Origin of the sequence: Nostoc sp. FACHB-152, from assembly GCF_014697475.1 — a bacterium.
GTDB lineage: Bacteria > Cyanobacteriota > Cyanobacteriia > Cyanobacteriales > Nostocaceae > Nostoc_B.
The window spans coordinates 196,930-217,171 of record NZ_JACJRV010000006.1 but is presented as its reverse complement, the minus strand read 5'-3'; the positions used below and the strand labels follow the sequence as shown (position 1 = coordinate 217,171).

14 protein-coding genes are annotated in these 20,242 nt (G+C 41.7%); 5 read left to right on the top strand and 9 right to left on the bottom strand.

Annotated features, from left to right (window positions below):
* Positions 1 to 37 precede the first annotated feature (37 nt).
* A complete protein-coding gene (locus H6G76_RS08420; RefSeq protein WP_190698301.1) occupies positions 38 to 1,255 on the bottom strand; it encodes a cysteine desulfurase family protein in 1,218 nt (405 codons plus the stop codon).
* A gap of 204 nt (positions 1,256 to 1,459) precedes the next feature.
* Here H6G76_RS08420 and H6G76_RS08415 point away from each other — a divergent pair, with 204 nt between their 5' ends.
* The 4 genes from H6G76_RS08415 (at position 1,460) to H6G76_RS08400 (ending at position 6,781) form a co-directional block, all read left to right on the top strand.
* Positions 1,460 to 3,088, top strand: coding sequence for a DUF655 domain-containing protein (locus H6G76_RS08415; RefSeq protein ID WP_190698299.1), 1,629 nt, complete (start codon positions 1,460 to 1,462; stop codon positions 3,086 to 3,088).
* A gap of 162 nt (positions 3,089 to 3,250) precedes the next feature.
* Complete coding sequence (locus H6G76_RS08410) at positions 3,251 to 5,476, top strand: FdhF/YdeP family oxidoreductase (RefSeq protein ID WP_190698296.1); 2,226 nt, start codon at positions 3,251 to 3,253, stop codon at positions 5,474 to 5,476.
* Between the two features lie 5 nt (positions 5,477 to 5,481).
* Positions 5,482 to 6,267 carry an ADP-ribosylglycohydrolase family protein gene (locus H6G76_RS08405; RefSeq protein WP_190698293.1) on the top strand — a complete coding sequence of 262 codons (786 nt, stop codon included), beginning with the start codon at positions 5,482 to 5,484 and terminating at the stop codon, positions 6,265 to 6,267.
* Positions 6,268 to 6,463: 196 nt separating this feature from the next.
* Entirely contained in the window at positions 6,464 to 6,781 is a 318-nt protein-coding gene (locus H6G76_RS08400; RefSeq protein ID WP_190698290.1) for a PEP-CTERM sorting domain-containing protein, read from the top strand.
* A 28-nt stretch (positions 6,782 to 6,809) separates the two neighbouring features.
* Here the strand turns inward: H6G76_RS08400 and H6G76_RS08395 are convergent, their stop codons facing one another.
* The 3 genes from H6G76_RS08395 to H6G76_RS08385 form a co-directional block, all read right to left on the bottom strand.
* Positions 6,810 to 6,974, bottom strand: coding sequence for a hypothetical protein (locus H6G76_RS08395; protein ID WP_190698288.1), 165 nt, complete (start codon positions 6,972 to 6,974; stop codon positions 6,810 to 6,812).
* A 139-nt stretch (positions 6,975 to 7,113) separates the two neighbouring features.
* Positions 7,114 to 8,037: an N-acetylmuramic acid 6-phosphate etherase gene (gene murQ / locus H6G76_RS08390; protein WP_190698285.1), complete on the bottom strand. Its 924-nt coding sequence runs from the start codon at positions 8,035 to 8,037 to the stop codon at positions 7,114 to 7,116.
* Between the two features lie 76 nt (positions 8,038 to 8,113).
* Positions 8,114 to 8,542, bottom strand: coding sequence for a DUF3110 domain-containing protein (locus tag H6G76_RS08385; RefSeq protein ID WP_190698282.1), 429 nt, complete (start codon positions 8,540 to 8,542; stop codon positions 8,114 to 8,116).
* A 140-nt stretch (positions 8,543 to 8,682) separates the two neighbouring features.
* Between H6G76_RS08385 and H6G76_RS08380 the strand changes: the two genes are divergently transcribed.
* On the top strand, positions 8,683 to 11,274 hold the full coding sequence (locus tag H6G76_RS08380; RefSeq protein WP_190698279.1) for a CHAT domain-containing protein: 2,592 nt from the start codon (positions 8,683 to 8,685) through the stop codon (positions 11,272 to 11,274).
* An 83-nt stretch (positions 11,275 to 11,357) separates the two neighbouring features.
* On the opposite strand, the gene H6G76_RS08375 is transcribed toward H6G76_RS08380, so the two are convergent.
* The 5 genes from H6G76_RS08375 to H6G76_RS08355 form a co-directional block, all read right to left on the bottom strand.
* Complete coding sequence (locus H6G76_RS08375; protein ID WP_190698353.1) at positions 11,358 to 13,400, bottom strand: serine/threonine-protein kinase; 2,043 nt, start codon at positions 13,398 to 13,400, stop codon at positions 11,358 to 11,360.
* Between the two features lie 583 nt (positions 13,401 to 13,983).
* Entirely contained in the window at positions 13,984 to 15,069 is a 1,086-nt protein-coding gene (locus tag H6G76_RS08370; protein ID WP_190698276.1) for a serine/threonine-protein kinase, read from the bottom strand.
* Between the two features lie 259 nt (positions 15,070 to 15,328).
* Positions 15,329 to 17,563 (bottom strand): glycoside hydrolase, encoded by a 2,235-nt coding sequence (locus H6G76_RS08365; RefSeq protein WP_190698273.1) that lies wholly within the window; start codon positions 17,561 to 17,563, stop codon positions 15,329 to 15,331.
* Between the two features lie 312 nt (positions 17,564 to 17,875).
* Positions 17,876 to 18,106 (bottom strand): NifU family protein, encoded by a 231-nt coding sequence (locus H6G76_RS08360; RefSeq protein ID WP_062293460.1) that lies wholly within the window; start codon positions 18,104 to 18,106, stop codon positions 17,876 to 17,878.
* A 255-nt stretch (positions 18,107 to 18,361) separates the two neighbouring features.
* Positions 18,362 to 20,122, bottom strand: coding sequence for an ATP-binding protein (locus H6G76_RS08355; RefSeq protein WP_190698272.1), 1,761 nt, complete (start codon positions 20,120 to 20,122; stop codon positions 18,362 to 18,364).
* Positions 20,123 to 20,242: the final 120 nt, after the last annotated feature.

The window sequence follows — 20,242 nt, the reverse complement described above, 5'->3', positions numbered from 1 at the left end:
TTTAATTTCCATCGTGCTAGTTGAACTTGAATGTTCATCAGTTCATTTTTGAAGTTGGGTTAATGCTGCTTAGGCTGTAGGAGTGGAGATTTTCGTGAATAGTATAGTTTGGTGTCAGCCTCTGCAAAACCTGTTTCAAAACCATCGCTGTCCAATCAATATCGGCTTCGGTAGTATCACGCCCTAGTGTCATCCGAATCCCCCCCAAGGCGGCTTTTTCAGAATAGCCCATTGCTAAAAGTATCGGGCTAGGGCTGAGTTTACCGCTATGACAGGCAGCACCAGCACTAATACCAATGCCAGCTAAGTTTAACTTTCGTACCAAAGTTTTACCACTGAGTTTTTCACCGTCGGCGTATTCTAGGCACAAGCTGACATGATGGGGTAGACGATGAATTAAATCGCCTGTGGGAATTAAACCAGAAACATCAGCTAACTGCGAAAATAAGCGATCGCGTAATGCAATTAACCTGGGTGTTTCTGTCGGTAGTTCTTGGGCGGCTAATTGGGCGGCTACACCAAAACCAGCAATTGCTGGTACAGATTGCGTCCCAGAACGCATCCCCATTTCTTGCCCACCGCCAGTTAACAAAGGCATCAATTCCACATCTGGGTGGATATACAATGCCCCTGCGCCTTGTGGCCCGTAGATTTTATGGCTAGAAATGCTGAGTAAATCTACTGGTAATGCTTGCACATCAATTGGCAAACGTCCAGCAACCTGCACTGCATCAGAGTGAAATATGGCACCGTGCGATCGCGCAATCTTGCCTAATTCTGCTATAGGCTGGATTGTACCAACTTCACTTTGTCCATAAATTATCGATACCAAAACGGTGTGATCTCGCAATGCGGCTTGCAAATCTCCAGGGCTAACTCTGCCCTTGGCATCCACTCCCAAGCGTGTGACTTCCCAACCCCACATTTCTAACAACCGGACTGTTTCAGAAATTGCTGAATGTTCTACACAAGAAATAATGATGTGTTGTGGCACAGTAAATAATCGGGCGACACCCATAATTGCCAGATTGTCTGCCTCGGTTCCACCAGCAGTAAAAACAATTGATGCGGGATTAGGCGCGTTAATTAATTCCGCAACTTGCACTCTGGCTTGTTCTATAACTGTTGCAGCCCGTTGTCCCCACTCATGCAAGCTAGAAGGGTTACCCCACTGTTGAGTCAGGACTGCTTGCATTGCTGCGATCGCTTCTGGACGAGTTGGCGTTGTAGCACTGTAATCTAAATATATTTGCATATCACAAAACTTGGGCGGAAAGGCAAGGAAAATAGGCATTACTACTGTTTCAGCATAGATAGTTTAGTAGGTAAATCTTAATAAAAGCTGAATTACTCTGCATCAATAGATTGATTTTTTACTGCTGATCAAGCTGTTACTCTCTTTCAATCATTTTGGGAACTATAACTATGTTCACTACCAATTTACTTGTAGCAGATTCCCGTGCATATTTTTCGTAAACAAAGGTATCTTTGGATATTTTTGCTAATATTTGTCATCACTGCTTGTCAACAAGCAAAATCATCTTACAACCGTTTATCGCCTTTACCACAAGACCCATTAGTTAAGATTTATTTTAATCATTCTGAATCTTCGGAATACAAAGAAACTTATCGTCAGCAAAGTCGGCAGGGGGATGACTTAGAAAATTTAATTGTAGATGCAATTTCTCAGGCTAAATCGACAGTAGATGTTGCCGTGCAAGAATTGCGTTTACCTAAAGTTGCTCAAGCCCTGCTAGAAAAACAAAAATCTGGTGTACAAGTCAGGGTGATTTTAGAAAATACTTATAGCCGTCCTTGGAGTAGCTTTACACCAGATGAACTAAAAAAGTTAGTTCCAAGAGAAAGAGAAAGATACAATGAAGTTTATAAATTTGTTGACATTAACAACGATAATAAACTTAGCCGAGAAGAAATTAATCAAAGAGATGCATTAGTAATTTTACAAAATGCTAAAATCCCTGTAATAGATGATCAAGCTGATGGTTCGGCGGGCAGTAGTTTGATGCATCATAAATTTTTAATCGTTGATAATCGCATCGTGATTGTCACTTCGGCTAACTTCACCCTCAGCGATACATCAGGCGATTTTAGCAATCTCAGTAGTTTAGGAAATGCCAATAATTTATTGCAAATTGATAGTCCAGAACTCGCCCATATATTTACCCAAGAGTTTAATTTGATGTGGGGTGATGGGCCAGGTGGTAAGCCAGATAGCAAATTTGGACTGAATAAACCATTGCGATCGCCAACTACAATCATTTTAGGTCTAAATAAAATTACAGTTCAGTTTTCTCCTGCTTCTCCTACTCAACCTTGGAGTAAAACTAGCAATGGTTTAATTGGCGAAACTTTAAATTCAGCCACGACATCTGTTGATATGGCATTGTTTGTATTTTCAGAACAGAAACTAGCAAATATTCTCGAAAATCGCCATCAAAACAATGTAGCAATTCGTGCTTTAATTGACTCACAATTTGCTTATCGTCCCTATAGCGAATCGTTGGATCTGATGGGGGTAGCACTGGCTAATAAATGTCAGTATGAAATTGGTAATAAACCTTGGCAAAATCCAATTACTAGCGTAGGTGTACCCACCTTAAATAAAGGCGATTTACTTCACCACAAATTCTCCGTGATTGATAACAAAATAGTCATCACAGGTTCACATAATTGGTCGGATGCAGCTAATAACAGTAACGATGAAACATTAATAGTAATAGAAAATCCGACAATTGCAGCCCATTATGTCCGTGAATTTGCCCGACTTTATACCAAAGCCCAACTCGGTTTGTCGCCAAACATTCAATCAAAAATTGCCGCAGAAGCTAAAAAATGTCCTACAATCACAACTCGCACAAATAAGAAAAATTTACCCACTAAACTTGTAAATCTCAATACAGCTAGTCTAGAAGAATTAGCTAGTCTCCCCGGTGTAGGTAAGAAATTAGCACAGCGAATAATTATTGCCCGTCAGCAGCAAAAATTTACATCATTGCAAGACTTGGCAAGAGTTTCAGGGGTAAGCCTAAGAATGTTGGAAAAATGGGAAGGGTATGTAACTTTGTAGCAATATTTACTTTTAAGAAACAAGGCAATAGGCAATAGGCAATAGGGAAGGGGAGTTGTCAAAATTCTGTCACCTGTCATCTATCACCTGTCCCCTTACTACTCATTTTCTACTCAAAACGGTAGCCTAAAGGTGGTAGTTTGATTCACTCCCGCACTCATTATGTTGCCTAAACCCAAGCGATATTGGACACCTCAGCACTGGGCGAGTTGGAAGCCCTTTGGTCTTGGCGAACAGTACCCGAATAACTATTGGGAAGTATTTCGGGCAATTTGGCGATCGCGCGATAAACTACCTTATACATGGAACATCCTGAATAAAGGTGTCTGTGATGGTTGTGCTTTAGGAACAACCGGGATGAAAGATTGGACGTTAGATGGTGTTCATCTGTGCAATGTGCGGTTGCGTTTGTTGCAGATGAACACCATGTCAGCTTTCGACCCGCATCTACTCAAAGATATCGCCCAATTACAAACTCAAAAAAGTTCTCAATTACGTGAGTTGGGGCGACTACCTTACCCCATGATGCGCCAACGTGGAGACAAAGGTTTTCATCGAGTTAGTTGGGATGAAGCACTAAATGTGATTGCAAGTCGTATTCGCGCTACCACACCAGACAAACTCAGCTTTTACGTGACTAGTCGCGGTACTGTCAACGAAACTTATTACACTACCCAAAAAGCTGTGCGGGCTATGGGCAGTAATAATATTGATAATGCCGCCCGTATTTGCCATTCTCCGAGTACGGCGGGGTTGAAAACTACCGTTGGCGCGGGGGCTACCACTTGTTCTTATAAAGACTGGATAGGTACTGATTTATTAGTTTTTATTGGTTCTAATGTCGCCAATAACCAGCCAGTCACAGTGAAATATCTGCACTATGCCAAAAAAGCTGGCACAAAGATTGTGGTAATTAACACTTACCGCGAACCAGGAATGGAACGCTATTGGGTGCCTTCAATTGTGGAAAGTGCTTTATTTGGTACAAAGTTTGCCGAAGATTTCTTTTTGGTAAACCTCGGCGGTGATATGGCGTTTCTGAATGGGACAATTAAGCACATGATTGCCCAAGGATGGGTAGACGAGTCATTCATCAACAACTACACCACAGGCTTTGCAGAACTGGAAGCATCATTAGAACAACAATCTTGGGAAGAGTTAGAACAAATTTCAGGCGCATCCCGCGATGATATGTACGCCTTCGCAAAAATGGTTGCAGCAGCAAACAAAGCTGTGTTTGTTTGGAGTATGGGTATTACTCAGCATGAGTGCGGTGAAGATAATGTCCGCAGTATCATCAACCTGGCACTCACGAAAGGTTTTGTCGGGCGGGAAGGCTGCGGTTTAATGCCTATTCGTGGTCACTCTGGCGTACAAGGCGGGGCAGAGATGGGATGTTATGCGACGGTGTTTCCTGGTGGGAAGCCTATCAACTCAGAAAATGCCGCAAAGTTAAGTCAACAGTGGGGCTTTGAAGTACCGACTACTAGAGGTTTAATTGCCCCAGAAATGATTGATGCAGCAGATCACGGGCAACTAGATATGTTGTTTTCTGTAGGCGGAAATTTCTTAGAAGTCTTGCCAGAACCAGATTATGTAGAAGGTGCATTGCAAAAGATCCCATTGCGAGTGCATATGGATATTGTGCTTTCTAGCCAAATGTTAGTCGAACCTGCTGATACTGTAGTGCTGTTACCTGCAACCACTCGCTATGAAGTACCGGGAGGAGTAACGGAAACTTCTACAGAACGGCGAATAATTTTCAGTCCCGAAATTCCTGGGCCACGTATTGGCGAAGCGCGTCCAGAGTGGGAAGTATTTATCGAATTAGCAAAGCGAGTACGTCCAGAGTTAGCAAATAAGCTGGGTTTTGAGAATACCGCCGCTATCCGTCAAGAAATTGCTCAAGTTGTGCCGTTATATGCTGGTATTCAACACTTACAGCAAGCGGGAGATCAGTTTCAATACGGTGGTTCACATTTGTGTTTTGGTTGGAATTTCGCTACCCCTGATGGCAAGGCGCACTTTACACCTTTGTCGCCACCGCAAAAAGAATTACCCCTAGGTTGTTTTTGGGTGGCTACACGTCGGGGCAAGCAATTTAATAGTATGGTGCAAGAACGCAAGGATGCGATTACTGGGGCTTTGCGTGAGGCAGTTTTAATGAATGGGGCTGATGCAGCAAAGTTGAGTTTAAAAGATGGAGATCAGGTAATTTTAAAAAACCAGTTGGGCGAGTTGGTGGGGAGAGTTTATCTTGCACCCATTCAGCAGGGAAATTTACAAGTCCATTGGCCTGAGGGAAATGTCTTGCTTGATAAAAGTAAGCGATCGCTTGAAGGAGTCCCAGATTACAATGCTGTCGTAAGACTGGAAAAATATAGCTAAAAAATATGCTAGGTGCGATCGCTGGTGATATCATTGGTTCGATATATGAACGCAAAAATATCAAAACCAAAGATTTTCCTCTATTCGATAGGCAATGTAGCTTTACCGATGACACTGTGCTAACAGTAGCCGTGGCAGAGGTCATTCTTGATGGGCGTGAGTTGCTACATGGTCAATACATTGAGCAATTTAAATCATACTTTCGCCGCTATCCTTTTGCTGGTTATGGTGGCACTTTTAGAAATTGGGCAAACTCTAACAACAGTGAACCCTACAACAGTTGGGGTAATGGTTCGGCTATGCGCGTTAGCCCGATAGGATTTGCATTTAATGACTTAGATACTGTTATAAAAGAAGCCAAACTTAGTGCCGAAATAACTCACAATCACCCTGAAGGTATTAAAGGCGCACAAGCTACAGCCGCAGCCATATTTTTAGCACGTACAGGCAATGAAAAATCCGCGATTAAATCTTACATTCAAACAACTTTTGGTTATGATTTAGAACCAACTTTAGATGAGATTAGACCTAACTATAAATTTGATGTTTCTTGTCAGGGTTCTGTACCACAAGCAATTATCGCTTTTTTAGAATCTCAAGATTATGAAGATGCAATTCGCAATGCAATTTCTCTTGGTGGTGATAGTGACACTATTGCTTGTATTACAGGCGGTATTGCTCAAGCATATTATGGTGGTGTACCACCAGCGATCGCTAATCAAACCCTATCTTATTTAAATGAACATTTATCTGGCATTACCGAAAAATTTATGTTGCAGTATTGTGCTTAAAGTAGTCATAGAGGAATCTACTTTTTGAAGAAGGCAATGGACAATAGGCAATAGGAAAGAATGCTGATAGAAATGTACTGATTTTTTTATCAAATATGAGTCCTATTTAAAGTTTATTTTTTTAGCCTAAATAATATCTTTTCTCTAAATAAATAAGGTATAATATAATTGTACTAGTTTGGAGAAGCCTGAAAGAATGAATTCTCTAAATTTTGCTAAAACTTTGATAACTCAAATTATTTTGGTATCTGGAACAATAGCATTATTAGCTACTACAGGGGTTTCTCAAACTACGTCATCACCAGAGAGTAATTTAGAATATCGAGGCGGTGGAGGTGCGATTATTGATAGATCTCCATTACAACATCCTACACAAATAAATGTTCTACCACAACCACAAATCACTAATTTTACTAAAATCTCTGAGCCTAGTTCAGTCTTAGGGTTAATTGCTCTGAGTACCATTGGTGCAGCAACATTAAATAAGAAAAAAAGGCTGTCTATTAAAAAGTAGTTTGACAGTATTAATTCACTTCCTATTTTTAATAGTCGCTGTCAGCAACACAAATACCTTTACATTTAATACCGTTCGTAGCAGTGCGCTGACAATGAGGACATAGAACTTTTTCTTGTTCTGTTTCTTGATTTATCTCAATACTAGTGTTTGTCTGTAATTTGTCGTTTTCGGTCTGGATTTGTTCAGCCATAAGATTCTAAAATTTACGCACAAATATTAGTTGTTGAGATTAGGTCTACTTTCTCCTACTGCTGGCAAATAGAGGCAAATCTCTATTCGCCAGCTATATCTTCAAAAGAGAGTTGAGTGACTGGGATTTTCACAAATACTCAAGATTGTTGATTTTTGTAGCTAGCTACAGCTGCTCTAAGATTACCCTGGTGTTCTGATAAAAGCCGATCGCCTGCTTCTTTTTCTAAACCAGTCCAATGCATCAATAAAGCTAACTTTACCCATTTACCACTACGTTCTAGAAGAACATTAGCAGTTTCCCGGCTTAAGCCTGTGAGGTCTTGCAAAATTCGTAAAGCGCGATCGCGCAATTTTTGATTTGTCACGGCGACATCCACCATGCGATTGCCGTAAACCTTGCCCAGTTTCACCATCACCCCGGTGGAAAGAATATTTAAAGTCAACTTAGTAGCTGTACCAGCTTTTAAGCGAGTGGAACCAGCCAGCACCTCTGGCCCAGTCAACAGGCGAATATCAATATCGACATCGATATTAACTTGTTCTTGGGGAACACAGGCAATAAATATAGTTAGCGCGCCCCGTTGACGGGCAGCACTCAAAGCCCCGTGAACATAAGGTGTTGTCCCGCCAGCCGTAATCCCCACCACAACATCTAACTGCGTAATGTGTCGTTGAGCCATCGCAGATTCTCCATCTTGGGTGCAGTCTTCTAAATCTTCAGAACTGCGAACCAGCGCTCCCGCACCGCCAGCAATAATTCCCTGTACCAATTCTGGTGGTGTACAAAAAGTTGGCGGACACTCAGCCGCATCTAGTACCCCTAACCTACCACTGGTTCCTGCACCTATATAAAATAAACGTCCTCCTTGGTGCAATCGCTCGGCTGTCTGTTCAATTGCCTCTGCTAACTCAGTTTTAGCCGCCGCTACCGCCGCCACTGCTTTTTGGTCTTCGCTATTAAATAAATCTACTAATTCTAAGGCACTGAGTTGGTCTAAGTTCAAACTATCAGGATTGACCTGCTCAGTTAAAAGATGCCCACGTTCATGCAAATTTACCATTTTTTATCCTGTGTCAATAGTCAATAGTTATTAGTCAATTGTTATTCCCCCCTGCCCCTCTGCTCCCCTGCCTCTTTTACAGCAATCCTTCTAGCTTACGGCGAATATTTTCGAGTTCAGAGTCAGATAACTCTGTTTCTTCTGCACGTGGGACTTGTTCAGAGTCAAACGCATCTTCATCAGTATCTTCATTTTCGGCATCAATTTGCCAGTCGGTTTCTTCTAGGTTAATTTCTGGGGGAATAACTAAATCACTGTTTTCGGGAATAATTTCCCATTCGTAATTGGCACTTTCGCAAAATGTCTTGATTTCCTCCGCATCGATCTCTTCTACTGTAGGTGTAGGGAAGTCTTGAGCTTCCAACATCAGGGCAAAGCGCAAGGCATCATCTTCTGACTCGAACATGAGAATTTTATTGCGATCGCCCACCTTAACCGTATGAATGCCTTCGTTCTCTGTATGAGCATTAAAAATTAATACAAATATACGCATTGGAGTAATCATCTATCCTTTTACTTAAATTTCTATTCTTATTAAAGTTCTAGGCTGTAACTCTGGGAAAGTCACTGCAACAAACCATATAAAATTGTCGAAGCCACTGGTGAAATTATTTTATTTATTGCATCTATCATCTACCTCTTGCCATGCCATTTAAGACCTCAACTAGAGATTTTGGGTCAAATCATCTTAAAATTAGCAGGATTTTACGCTTATTTTTGTCTTTCCTGATTGGGCTGTTGTGTGTACTAGGTTCGCCTGTGTTGGCTTTATTGCCTCACCCGACTTTATCCTCAACTATTACTTCGCCCCTGCAACAAGGCAAAATGCTTTATGATGGCGGGCGTTTTGCTGAAGCTGTAAAAGTCCTGCAACAAGCAGCCCAGGAATATCGGCAACAGAAAGATGAACTAAAATTAGCTACCACTCTCAGCAATTTATCACTTGCTTACCAGCAATTAGGCGCATGGGCAGAGGCGCAGCAAGCAATTGATGAGAGCTTAAAATTACTTAAAAGCAACCAAAAGGAGCCAGTATTCGCACAATCGCTTTTAATTAAAGGTCGTCTGCAACTAGCAATGGGTAAGCCTGAGGCAGCTTTGACAACATGGCAGCAAGCAGCAGCGATTTATCAGCAAGCCAAAAATCCCAGTGGTGTGGTGCGATCGCAAATTAATCAAGCCCAGGCGTGGCGAACTCAAGGCTTTTATCGCCGTGCAGTCCAAATGTTAGAAGCAGTACAGCAGCAGTTACAATCGCAACCAGATTCTCTAGAAAAAGCCGTAGGATTGCGATCGCTGGGTGATGCACTGTTAATATCAGGCAATTTACGTCAATCTCAGAATGTTCTTCAACAGAGTCGGCAGATTGCTGAAAATCTAAAATCCCCGGCTGAGATGGCAGCCAGTGTTTTGAGTTTAGCGAATAATGCGCGTAAACAACAGCAAACACAACAAGCGATCGCATATTATCAACAAGCAATTCAACTATCGCCCTCACCTTTAGCCAAAGTCCAAGCACAACTTAATTACCTCAGCCTCCTAGTTGAAGTTAAACAATTAGCACAAGTCCAAAATTTATTACCTGCGATTCAATCCCAACTTAATCAACTTCCTGTTAGTCGCGCTGCTATTTATGCTCAGATTAATTTTGCCCAAAGCTTAATCCAAATAGGGATTAACTCTCAATCTTCCATCACCAATCCTCAAATTGCTCAACTCCTAGCTAATGCTGTTAACCAATCTCGCAAATTAGGTGATCAGCGTGCCGAAGCTTATGCGCTTTTAAGCTTAGGTCATTTGTACGAACAAACTAAACAATGGTCAGACGCACAAAGACTAACGCAAAAAGGCTTAACTTTAGGACAAGCTAGCAATACACCAGATCTTGCTTATCGCTTACAGTGGCAATTAGGCAGATTACTTTGGCAGCAAAAACAACTTCCAGGTGCGATCGCAGCTTATGATGCGGCTGTAGATACTCTAAAGTATCTCCGTAGTGACTTAGCGGCAATTAATCAAGACGTACAATTTAACTTTCGAGATAGTGTTGAACCTGTCTATCGGGAATCAGTTCAATTACTGCTGCAATCTCAAACAAATGACAAAATTTTAGATAAGGTACGTCAGCGAATCGAAGCTTTGCAATTAGCAGAATTAGATAACTTCTTTCAAGAAGCTTGTTTGCAAGGTCAGAGTGTAGCCCTCGATCAAATTGTAGATCAGGAAAATCCCAATACGGCGGTATTTTATCCGATTATTCTCCCGCAACAACTCCAGGTAATCGTCAAACTACCCCATCAAAAACTACAGAATTACAGCACTAATATTGCCCAAGGAGAAGTGGAAAAAGTTGTTGCCAATCTCCGTACAGCTTTGGTGAGTCCAAGTGCTACTAAAGCTATCCGAACCCAATCTCAAACAATTTACAATTGGCTACTCAAACCTATTGAGTCTCAGTTATCAGCTAGTAAAGTTGATACCTTAGTATTTGTACTAGATGGAGTATTACGTAATATACCAATGGCATCGCTTTATGATGGGGAAAAATACTTAATAGAAAAATATGCGATCGCCTTAAGTGTCAGTTTACAATTACAAAATCCTCAACCTTTAGTCAAACAGCAGCTTAAAGGTTTAATTGCGGGATTATCTGAGCCACCGCTAGGATTTTCTAACTTCGCTCCTTTACCGGCAATTAAATCTGAAGTTAACTACATTGCCCAGGCTGGAGTCTCCACAACCAATCTCCTAGATCAACAATTCACCCGCCAAGCATTAGAAGCAGAGGTAAACACTGTTCCTTTCAATGTATTGCATTTAGCTACTCACGGCCAGTTTAGTTCTAATGCTGATCAAACTTTTATTTTGGCTGCCGATGGGCCAATTCATGTCAAGCAATTTGATAGCCTACTACGAAGTCGAGATGCAAAACAACAACAAGCAGTTGAACTTTTAGTTTTAAGTGCCTGTCAAACAGCAATGGGGGATAACCGCGCTGCTTTGGGACTTGCTGGTACAGCAATTCGCGCTGGTGCTAGGAGTACGTTGGCTTCTTTGTGGCAAATTGATGACGAATCAACAGCTTTGTTTGTTGGTGACTTTTATCAACAACTGAAAAAGGGCAACATTAGTAAAGCACAAGCTCTTCGTCATGCTCAACTCGCCATGCTAAAACATCCTAATTTCAAAGCACCCAGCTTTTGGGCTGCTTATGTGTTGATTGGCAATTGGTTGTAGAAAAGGGTCTAGGGGCTAGAGATTAGAGGCTTAAGGGTGTAGAGGAGAGAACTAATAACAAATGACTATTAACTCAGCACTTGTTACTGAGACACTCGCCAAACCTTAATAGTATTGTCTTCGCTACCACTAACAATAGTTTTACCATCAGGAGTGAAGGCAACAGATGTCACCGTATTTTGATGTCCCTCTAATGTGTGGATGACTTCACCAGTAGCTAAATTCCAAAGTTTGATGGTACGATCGCGGCTGGCACTAACTAGAGTCATACCATCTGGGCTAAAAGCGACACAAGTAACGGTGTTAGTATGTCCGGTTAAAGTGCGGATGACTTCTCCGGAAGCGACATCCCAAAGTTTGATCGAGCGATCGCGGCTAGTACTAGCTAAGGTTGTATTATCTGGACTAAAAGCTACTGATGTAATTGTATTTCTATTTCCGGTGAGGGTTCGGGCTGGGGCGTTTTGGTTGAGATTCCAAAGTTTGATCGTCTTGTCAAAACTGCCACTTGCTAAGTTACGCCCATCGGAACTGATAGCAAGCGATCGCACCCAAAATTTATGTCCAATCAGCGTCCGTATTAATTTCCCTGTTGCTAAATTCCAGACTTTGATAGTGTTGTCATCGCTACCACTCACCAAAATTTTGCCATTCGGACTAATAGCTAGTGCTTGAACAGAATCACTATGTCCCTCTAATTTGCGAATAATTTTACCTGTTGTCAGATTCCAGACCTTAATAGTTTTATCATCACTACCACTGACTAAGATTTTGCCATTGGGACTGATAGCTATAGCATTTACTTTTTGAGAATGTCCATTAAGAGTGAATATTTCTTTTCGGGTGATCAGATTCCAAACTTTAATAATCCGCTCACCTTCGCCGCTACTAGCAATTGTCTGACCATCAGGACTAATCACAACAGATACAACCGATTTTGTATGAACTTTGAGGTTGTCAACTAAAGAAATATCTCCTACTGGCTGATTAAGTTGCTGACTAAAAACCGCTTCACCTTGATCAGAATTATGATTTGGCTGCTTCAACCTCGATAACAAACTAGTTTGAATCCGATGATATTGTTGATACCAAGAATCGCTAAATCCAAATAATAAAATCAAAGCAGAAGTTAAGATTAAACCTTTCACCAAGACATAGCCAAATGGCAAAGTTTTTGTTGGCGTTACAGGTAACTTTCCCGAAGTTTTGCCAGCAGGTGGTAAGGCGAGTTGCTGTTTAGGAAGCAAGTCTTTGATAACTTCATCGGCTGATTGATAGCGTTGACTTAAGTCTTTTTGCAAAAGCTTATGCATCACGCAATCAAATTCTGGACTTAAAGGACTACGCAAATATTGTCGCCAATTATTCGCCCAGCCGTAGCCATATTCCATCCACAATTGAAAAGGAGACGTTCCTGTGAGGAGATGGAAACAGGTAGCACCCAAACTGAACAAATCGCTAGCGGGGAAAGCCTTACCGTCTCTGATTTGTTCTAGTGGTGAGTAACCATGAGAACCAATAGATGTGCCACTTTTATTTTTAACTTTTTCGGTTAATTGCTTAGAAGAACCAAAATCGATTAAGCTTAATCGTCCATCATAACGACAGCGAATCAAGTTTTCTGGTTTAATGTCTCGGTGAATGACACCGCGATCGTGAATAAATTTAAGAACAGGCAATAAATCCAGTAAAATAGCTTGAATTTCGTTAGGTTTATAGGCTTTGCGCTGCTGTAACTCCTTTAATAAATTTTGTCCATTAATAAATTGTTGCACCAAATATAAACAGTTATCTTGCTCAAAGTAAGCGATGAGTGTCGGAATTTGGGGATGTTCGCCCAACTCTTGTAATCGCTTCGCCTCTTCAGCAAATAATTCCATTGCCTTTTTTTGTGACCAAGTTCCTTGGAATTTTGGTGCTAATTGTTTGATTACACAAAGTTCATTGAGTTTATCTGTATCCTCTGATAAATAGGTTCTGCCGAATCCCCCCTCATCGGAAAGCACCCGAATCACACGGAAGCGATTTCTTAACAGTGGAACTAAAGGAGTACCACAAGTTTGGCAAGACTTCTTTCCTTTGGGATTTAGGGGATTTGGGCAATCGGGATTTAAGCAGCAGATCATCATCTGACAGGCGCGACTGCGTAAATATTTATATGAAGCGAACCCCGAAATTTCCCGTAATAAAATTGGCTCTCGCGGATATATGGTAGATAACGCTGGTGTTGGGACTGGGGAATTATTTATCTAGTTAATTGTGGTAAATGCTCAATACCTTTCGGTTAAGGGGGAAAGGGGAAGGGGAAAAAGTAGAAGAAAACCTTTAACCCTTACCCTTTAACCTTTTCCCAAAACCATATTACAAGTTAAAAATGCTTAACCGAACAGTATTAGGTAAATGCTAATGAGTTTTCCAAAGCTCAGGAAAACTACGAGAGTCCTTATTTTAATTTTCTCGATTATATATGAATCTCAGTAAAAATATTTTAAAACCTCAGATTTTAGTAGATTTCCTGATATATTCCTGCAAAAAACTTTAAGTTATACATTGTCAAAATTCATACTTTTAAGCAATAGAATTTCAATTAGTTAGTAGGGTGCATTGTCGTGTAGCGCAACGCACCGCATAATCTTGTTATAGGTTATAAGGTGCGTTAGCCTACGGCATAACACACCCTCCATTTTGCAGGTTTCCAGGTTGAGCTACTTAATTTGATAGTGAAGTTAAGTAACCACTATGACGGTTTGACTGCTTGTTGTTGAGTTTAGCTTTCCATTCTCGAATCGCGATCGCAGTTCTGGCTGTGGGTGATATATATTCTGGAGGTTCTTCTTTTGGTGGTTGTTGGCTGCTTCTTAGCGGTTTAGTGGTTAAACAGTTAGTTAAATTTGGTAAATTATGTTCTCTACCCAAAGCTTTAATCACATCATCCGTTGTTTTGAAGCGATCGCCTAAAGAAAACTTCACCATATTTCCTAAGACTTTGGCAAAGCTATCACTAACATTAACTTCTTTTTGCCAACATACGTCACCTGCACTGTCTTGTCCAAAATCTAAAGGCCCCTTACCAGTTAACAGATAAAGACAAGTCATCCCCACTGCATAAATATCACTGGCGTAAACTGGACGCAGGGCAAACTGTTCTGGAGGTGCAAACCCCATTGTTCCAACAAAATGAGTAGTTGCAGTTTTATGACCCTCTTCTGCAATATCAGCTAATTTCTCTTTAACTGCACCAAAATCTATCATTACCAATCGCTGATCATCTTCACAGCGCAACAAATTTTGCGGTTTTATATCTCGATGTATGACGTGATTTTGATGTATGTATTGTAATATTGGTAGAATTTCTCGCAAAAACTGTTTAACTTCCGCTTCGGTTTTAGTGCCGTTTTTTTTCACATCCTGTGCCAAGGTATAGCCGCGCACATATTCTTGCACTAAATAAAATTCCCCGTTCCTTTCAAAATAGTCTAAAAGCATGGGAACTTGGGAATGGCTACCGAGTTGCGCCAGCATTTTTGCTTCTTGTTCAAAACGCTGACAAGCTTTTTGCCAACTTTTGCTACTAGTTGTTTTTGGACAAAGCTGTTTAATAACACACAAAGGATGTCCGGGTAATAAGGCATTTCTGGCTAAAAAGGTAATGCCAAAACCACCTCTCCCTAAAATTCGCAGGATGAGATAGCGATCGCGAAATAGCTGCCGAGAACCGCACAACTGACTCAGTTGATTCTGCTGTAAACTATAATCGTTTTGAAAATCGGTAGTTTTTTCAGGAAAGCGATTCATGGTTCAAAGACAGCTACTTTTTGTCGTCTCCAATTTAACTGTAAAAATATTTTTTTGCCAGTAGCATTACGGGAACTTTGCGAAATCCTAATCTATTTCAAAAACTTATGCTTAAATTAAAATCAAAAATTTATTGTTTTTGTCATTGATTTATCTGGATTACCTAGATTGCTGCTAAAAAAGTATGAAGTATGAAAGCTAAAGTTGAAAAACTTCATACCTTACACTTCACACTTCACACTTTAGACTTCATACCTTCCTAAGGTACTTCAATCGGAATCAAGGCATTTTCTGGTAAATAATTACAGAATCGACCTTCATCAGCTAACACCAAAACCAAGCGTAAGGGATAATCAGGCGGAACTTGCAAGTCTGCCCAAGGTACGGATAACTCTAAACAATTGTCTAAAGCGACTTTGGCGCGGCTAAATCGGGGATGCCATTGATAATGATCTGCGGCTTCCCGAAACTGCACCGATTGCGTCAGCAAATTAATTTCTAGTTGGTGATGGTACAAATAATTGACTGGTGCTTGATCTGGCACATCCGCCAAGGGAATTGGGCTATTGTGCATTGTCTTGTCAGGATAGAACCACAGCAAATTTAATTCTGGTGGTAAATCGCGTCCTGGCACAGTACCACTTTTAAAGTCCATCCGTAAATAAAAATTTAGGTGATCTACTCCGTACCAAACTCTTTGCACAATACTACTGTTGTGCATTGTGCCTCTAGCACCACCGACTTCTATCCGCCCAGCTTTATCCCAGTCTTGTTCATCACCTCTGCCATCAATAATTGGATGAATAAAACTTTGCGGCACATGACTTCCCCGGACTTCATGCGCCTCTACTGGTTGTTTGAGGTAAGGCGGGATGGGTTCATTTAAGGCTTTATAAATGCCATACAAATGTTCCCTAAATAATTGGTCGAAGATCGCATCTTGATTAGAAGAATGTCCTTCACCAAACCACCAAAACCAGTCGGAACCTTCGGCAGCATACAAAGCTTCCCAGGCTTCTGGGTTGTTCTCTTCTGTGGCTTCAGGATGACTAGCTAGCATTTCCCTGGCTTGGGTGAGATAGTCCCAAGCGCGATTTTTGGCGGGGTCGCCTATCCACGTGGTAAAGCTGCCATCTACCCAAGAACCGCTATGCAGCTGTTCGCCAGGAATCGTGGCTGTAGCCGGGAATTGTTCGAGAAACTCCGAGACAGTGACCAGTTTGAGGTGTGGTTCGTTACTTAAACTTTGATATAAAGCTTCGAGGAAGAGTTTGCCGTCTTGGGGATAAAATTCCCAGCAATTTTCGCCATCTAAGGCGATGGTGACTAACCAAGGTTGTTCGCTGGGGCGTTCTCTTTGCATTTTGGCGATCGCTTGTAGGTGTCCCACCAAGTCAGCTGCGGCTTGTTTAGCAGGCATTGACCCGTAGGTAAAACCAATTAAATCTGACAATCGGTGGTCACGGAAGACAATTGACAAATCGCCGGCTGGGGTTGTCAAGCGATAAGGTCGATACAGCAATTCTGGCTGCTGGACGTTCCCTGCCCCATCTCGGTGGAAGAAGTGTTTTAATGTCCACCCTAATACAGCCTCGTCTGAGCAAATCCACTGAAAACCTTGTTTAACAATGTATGGTAAAGTTGCCGGACTTACGGATTGTTCGGAAGGCCATAAACCCCGTGGGTCTTGCTCAAAGCGGTCTTTATATAAATCCCAAGCTTTTCGTAAGTGGCGGGGAATATCTTCTGCCCACTGAAACCGATGCTTGGGCAAAGTCATATTTGGCACAGCCACCCGACCGGAGTTGGTATCAGCCAGCAAAGGCATAATTGGGTGAGTGTAGGGCGTGGTAGTCACTTCTAATTGCCCTGTTTGCTGCATTTTCCGGTGTTGGGGAATGATGCGGCTTAAGATTTCTCGCTGTTTGGAGTAAATACGCTGGCGATCGCTTAAAGTAAAATTTCGCCCTTGCTTTAACCAAGCGGCAATTTCTGGGTCATCCCAAAATATAGGGTCAATCCAGGCTAAGTTATGCCAAGCCAGCAAATCACTGTAATCTTGTAAATCCCAATTTGTTAAACACCAAGCTTGCCCTTTTTCTTGGCGTTGCTGATACAACTGACCATAGCGGGGGTGAGGATCAATCAGGGTGTGGTGATTAGCATCAAAAAAGTGCTGGACAATAAATTCTCGCTGTTGCGGCGTTAATTGCTCAACTGGAGTCAAGCTAGCTGTTAAATAAGGGTCAAAAGCAGTACCAGCAATGTAATCTTCTAGTTGCAATATCAAAGATGGTACCAAATTCACCGTTTGGTGTAATTTTGGATACTTTTCAAGAATTAATATTAAATCTAAATAATCTTTAGTGCCATGTAAGCGCACCCAAGGTAAGCGGTAATGCTGACTGGATGAAACTGAAACGCCGCTGCCAGGAGACTTGTACAGCGGCTGATGTTGATGCCAGATAAAGGCAACGTAAAGTGGATGGGACATAAGCAGTGATTGGGGATTAGGTATTGGAGATTGAGATTAGGTATTGAGGATTAGGTATTGAGGATTAGGGATTAAGGATTAGTAACTCACCAAAAGAGTGTAGCTTTTTACTAGTACTTATTGCCCAGTCCCAAATCCCTAGCCTCTAGTAGTCTGCCAAAGTATTTTTGACAGACCGGGGAAAGGGGAAAGAGGAAAGGGCAAGGGTTTAAATCTTCCCCTTTTCCCCTTACCCTTTCCCCAACCTACACCTGTCAATATTTGCGTGGTGAACTACTAAGTCCCTAGCCTTTACTCCCTAGCCTCTAGTCCCTAAATAACTTGCTCAACTTCGGCAATTTCGGGAATCATTTCCTTAAGACGGCGTTCAAGACCCATTCTCAGGGTCATTGTGGAGCTAGGGCAAGAACCACAAGCACCTTGTAACCGTAATCTGACTACAGGGCCATCAAGTTCCACAAGTTCCACGTTACCGCCATCCGACATTAGGTAAGGGCGCATTTCATCTAAAACGGTTTCTACGTTGTCAATTGTCAATTCCATTGTTTTAGACCTGTGAAGTAGTGATGGTAATTAGGCATAAGTTTGACGTAGGTTTTTCGCACTACTGTCAACTCCACACCCATAATTTTGTTTTTTAGCTTTGTTACATCAATCCTAGATCTAATTGCCACTAGATTGTCTGTCGTCTTTGTTTCTTTGCCAAGACTTACACACAAAGTTTAGTTGTTGAGATTGGGTGTGGGGTGTAAGTTATAAGTTTTATAAACCTAACCCCTACTGCCCACTCCCTAATAATCAACAAGCACAATCCAAATCGGTATCAGAAGACGATACAATCACTGGTTGTTGATACAAAGGCACTGTAAAGGTAACAGTGGAGCCAAGTCCTTCGCCCAGGCTGTAAAAATGCACTTCACCACCCATTGCCTCAATTAACTTTTGAGATATTGCCAACCCCAAGCCAGTACCACCGTATTGGCGAGTGCGGGAGCCATCTACTTGAGAAAATAGTTGAAATAGTTTGTCTTGTTTGTCTAGCGAAACACCAATTCCTGTGTCGGCTACTCTGACTCTGACCATCCCAGGGAATTGCTGTTCGTGGAATTTAAGTTTTTTCTGAACTATATCGGCGGTGATGGTAATGCCGCCTTCATGGGTAAACTTGATAGCGTTGTTTACCAAGTTGAGCATCACTTGGAGTAGCCGTTGATAATTACCTTGGACGACAATTTCATCGCTGGTTGTGGGCATTTGCATCCGGAAGCTAAGATTTTTCATCTCTGCTTGGGGACGCATGAAACTTTCTACACCACAAAATAGCTCATCTAAGTTAACTGGAGCGCAATCTAACTCCATTTTGCCGGCTTCAATTTTGGCGATGTCCAAAATATCATTAATGATGTTAAGCAGGTGGATGGATGATTGGTGAGCTTCTAAGAGAAATTGATGTTGTTCTTCAGGATCATCTGCCATCCCCTCTAGAATCAGCTTCAAAAAGCCTATCATGCCGTTGAGGGGGGTGCGAATTTCGTGGGAAACGTTAGCTAAAAACTCGCTTTTGAGGCGGGAGGCTTCTTCGGCTTTTTGACGCGCTGCTTCTAATTCTTTATACAAAGTAGCATGAGCGATCGCGGTTCCTAGTTGATCTGCTACTTCTGTTGCTAATTCTAATTCTGCATTTGTTAAAGGGTAACATTCATCTCGCAGACTTAACGCTATTAACCCATTTGCTTGGTCTTGATAGCAGGTTGCGACTACCAAAATTTTTTGTTCTGGACACAAAGTATATCCCGGAACTTCCATTGCTACTGGTTCCAGGGTTGCTAAGGCTTGAGCAAAGGCTGGCTCAGACGCTACATCTATTTCTAAGCCTAGCATCGAAGAGCGATCTGGCTGATGATACTCTGCTATTACTCGAACTTTTGAGCTACAGGGTTGATAAGGGCAGATAATACAACGTTCTACGCTTAATGCTTTTCCTAAGCTATCTACTGTTTGTTGCCAGATAATGTCTAAATCTAATGTTCGCCGAATATTTCTGGTAATTTTATTTACCAATTTTTGGGTTTGTTGCGATCGTAAAGCCAACTCGATTGGTGTAGGTGTTTTAGATGCTGCACACGCTGCCCCTTGTTGCACTGTTGCTTGCAATAACCGCCCCATCACCAAAACTGTGTTAGCAGCAGTTCCCAATGGCGGCATGATTGGACTAATGACTAATTCCAACTCGCACAACTCTTGCTGATACCGAAACCAGCATTGAAACCTTTCTGGTACCAAACTTGCTAAAATTCGGTGTAACCGTTCTAAATAGGCTACTTTGTCCACTGGAACAAAAGTTTCTTCTTCATGGTTCCCATTCACTATTTGCTCAGGGTGTAACCCCAGGAGTTCGCTATGCTGCCAATAAAATGTCAGATAGCGTCCTGTCCCATCTTGCGTGTATACCAACTCCGCGCTTAGAGTTGGTAATGAGCCATGAGTCTGATTAGCCGTGTCTTCCTGATTTTGCGAAAATAAGTTTGGTGGCAATTGAGAGTTGGCAGTAATAGTCATTTAATCGAGTTGGGTAGACAAGTGGCAACTCAATACAGTTTTGCTCAAGCTGCTAGTAGCTTTTGCATACTTACATTAAGTGTTCTGGCTGTGATGAAAACGGTGATTGACAAACTGGAA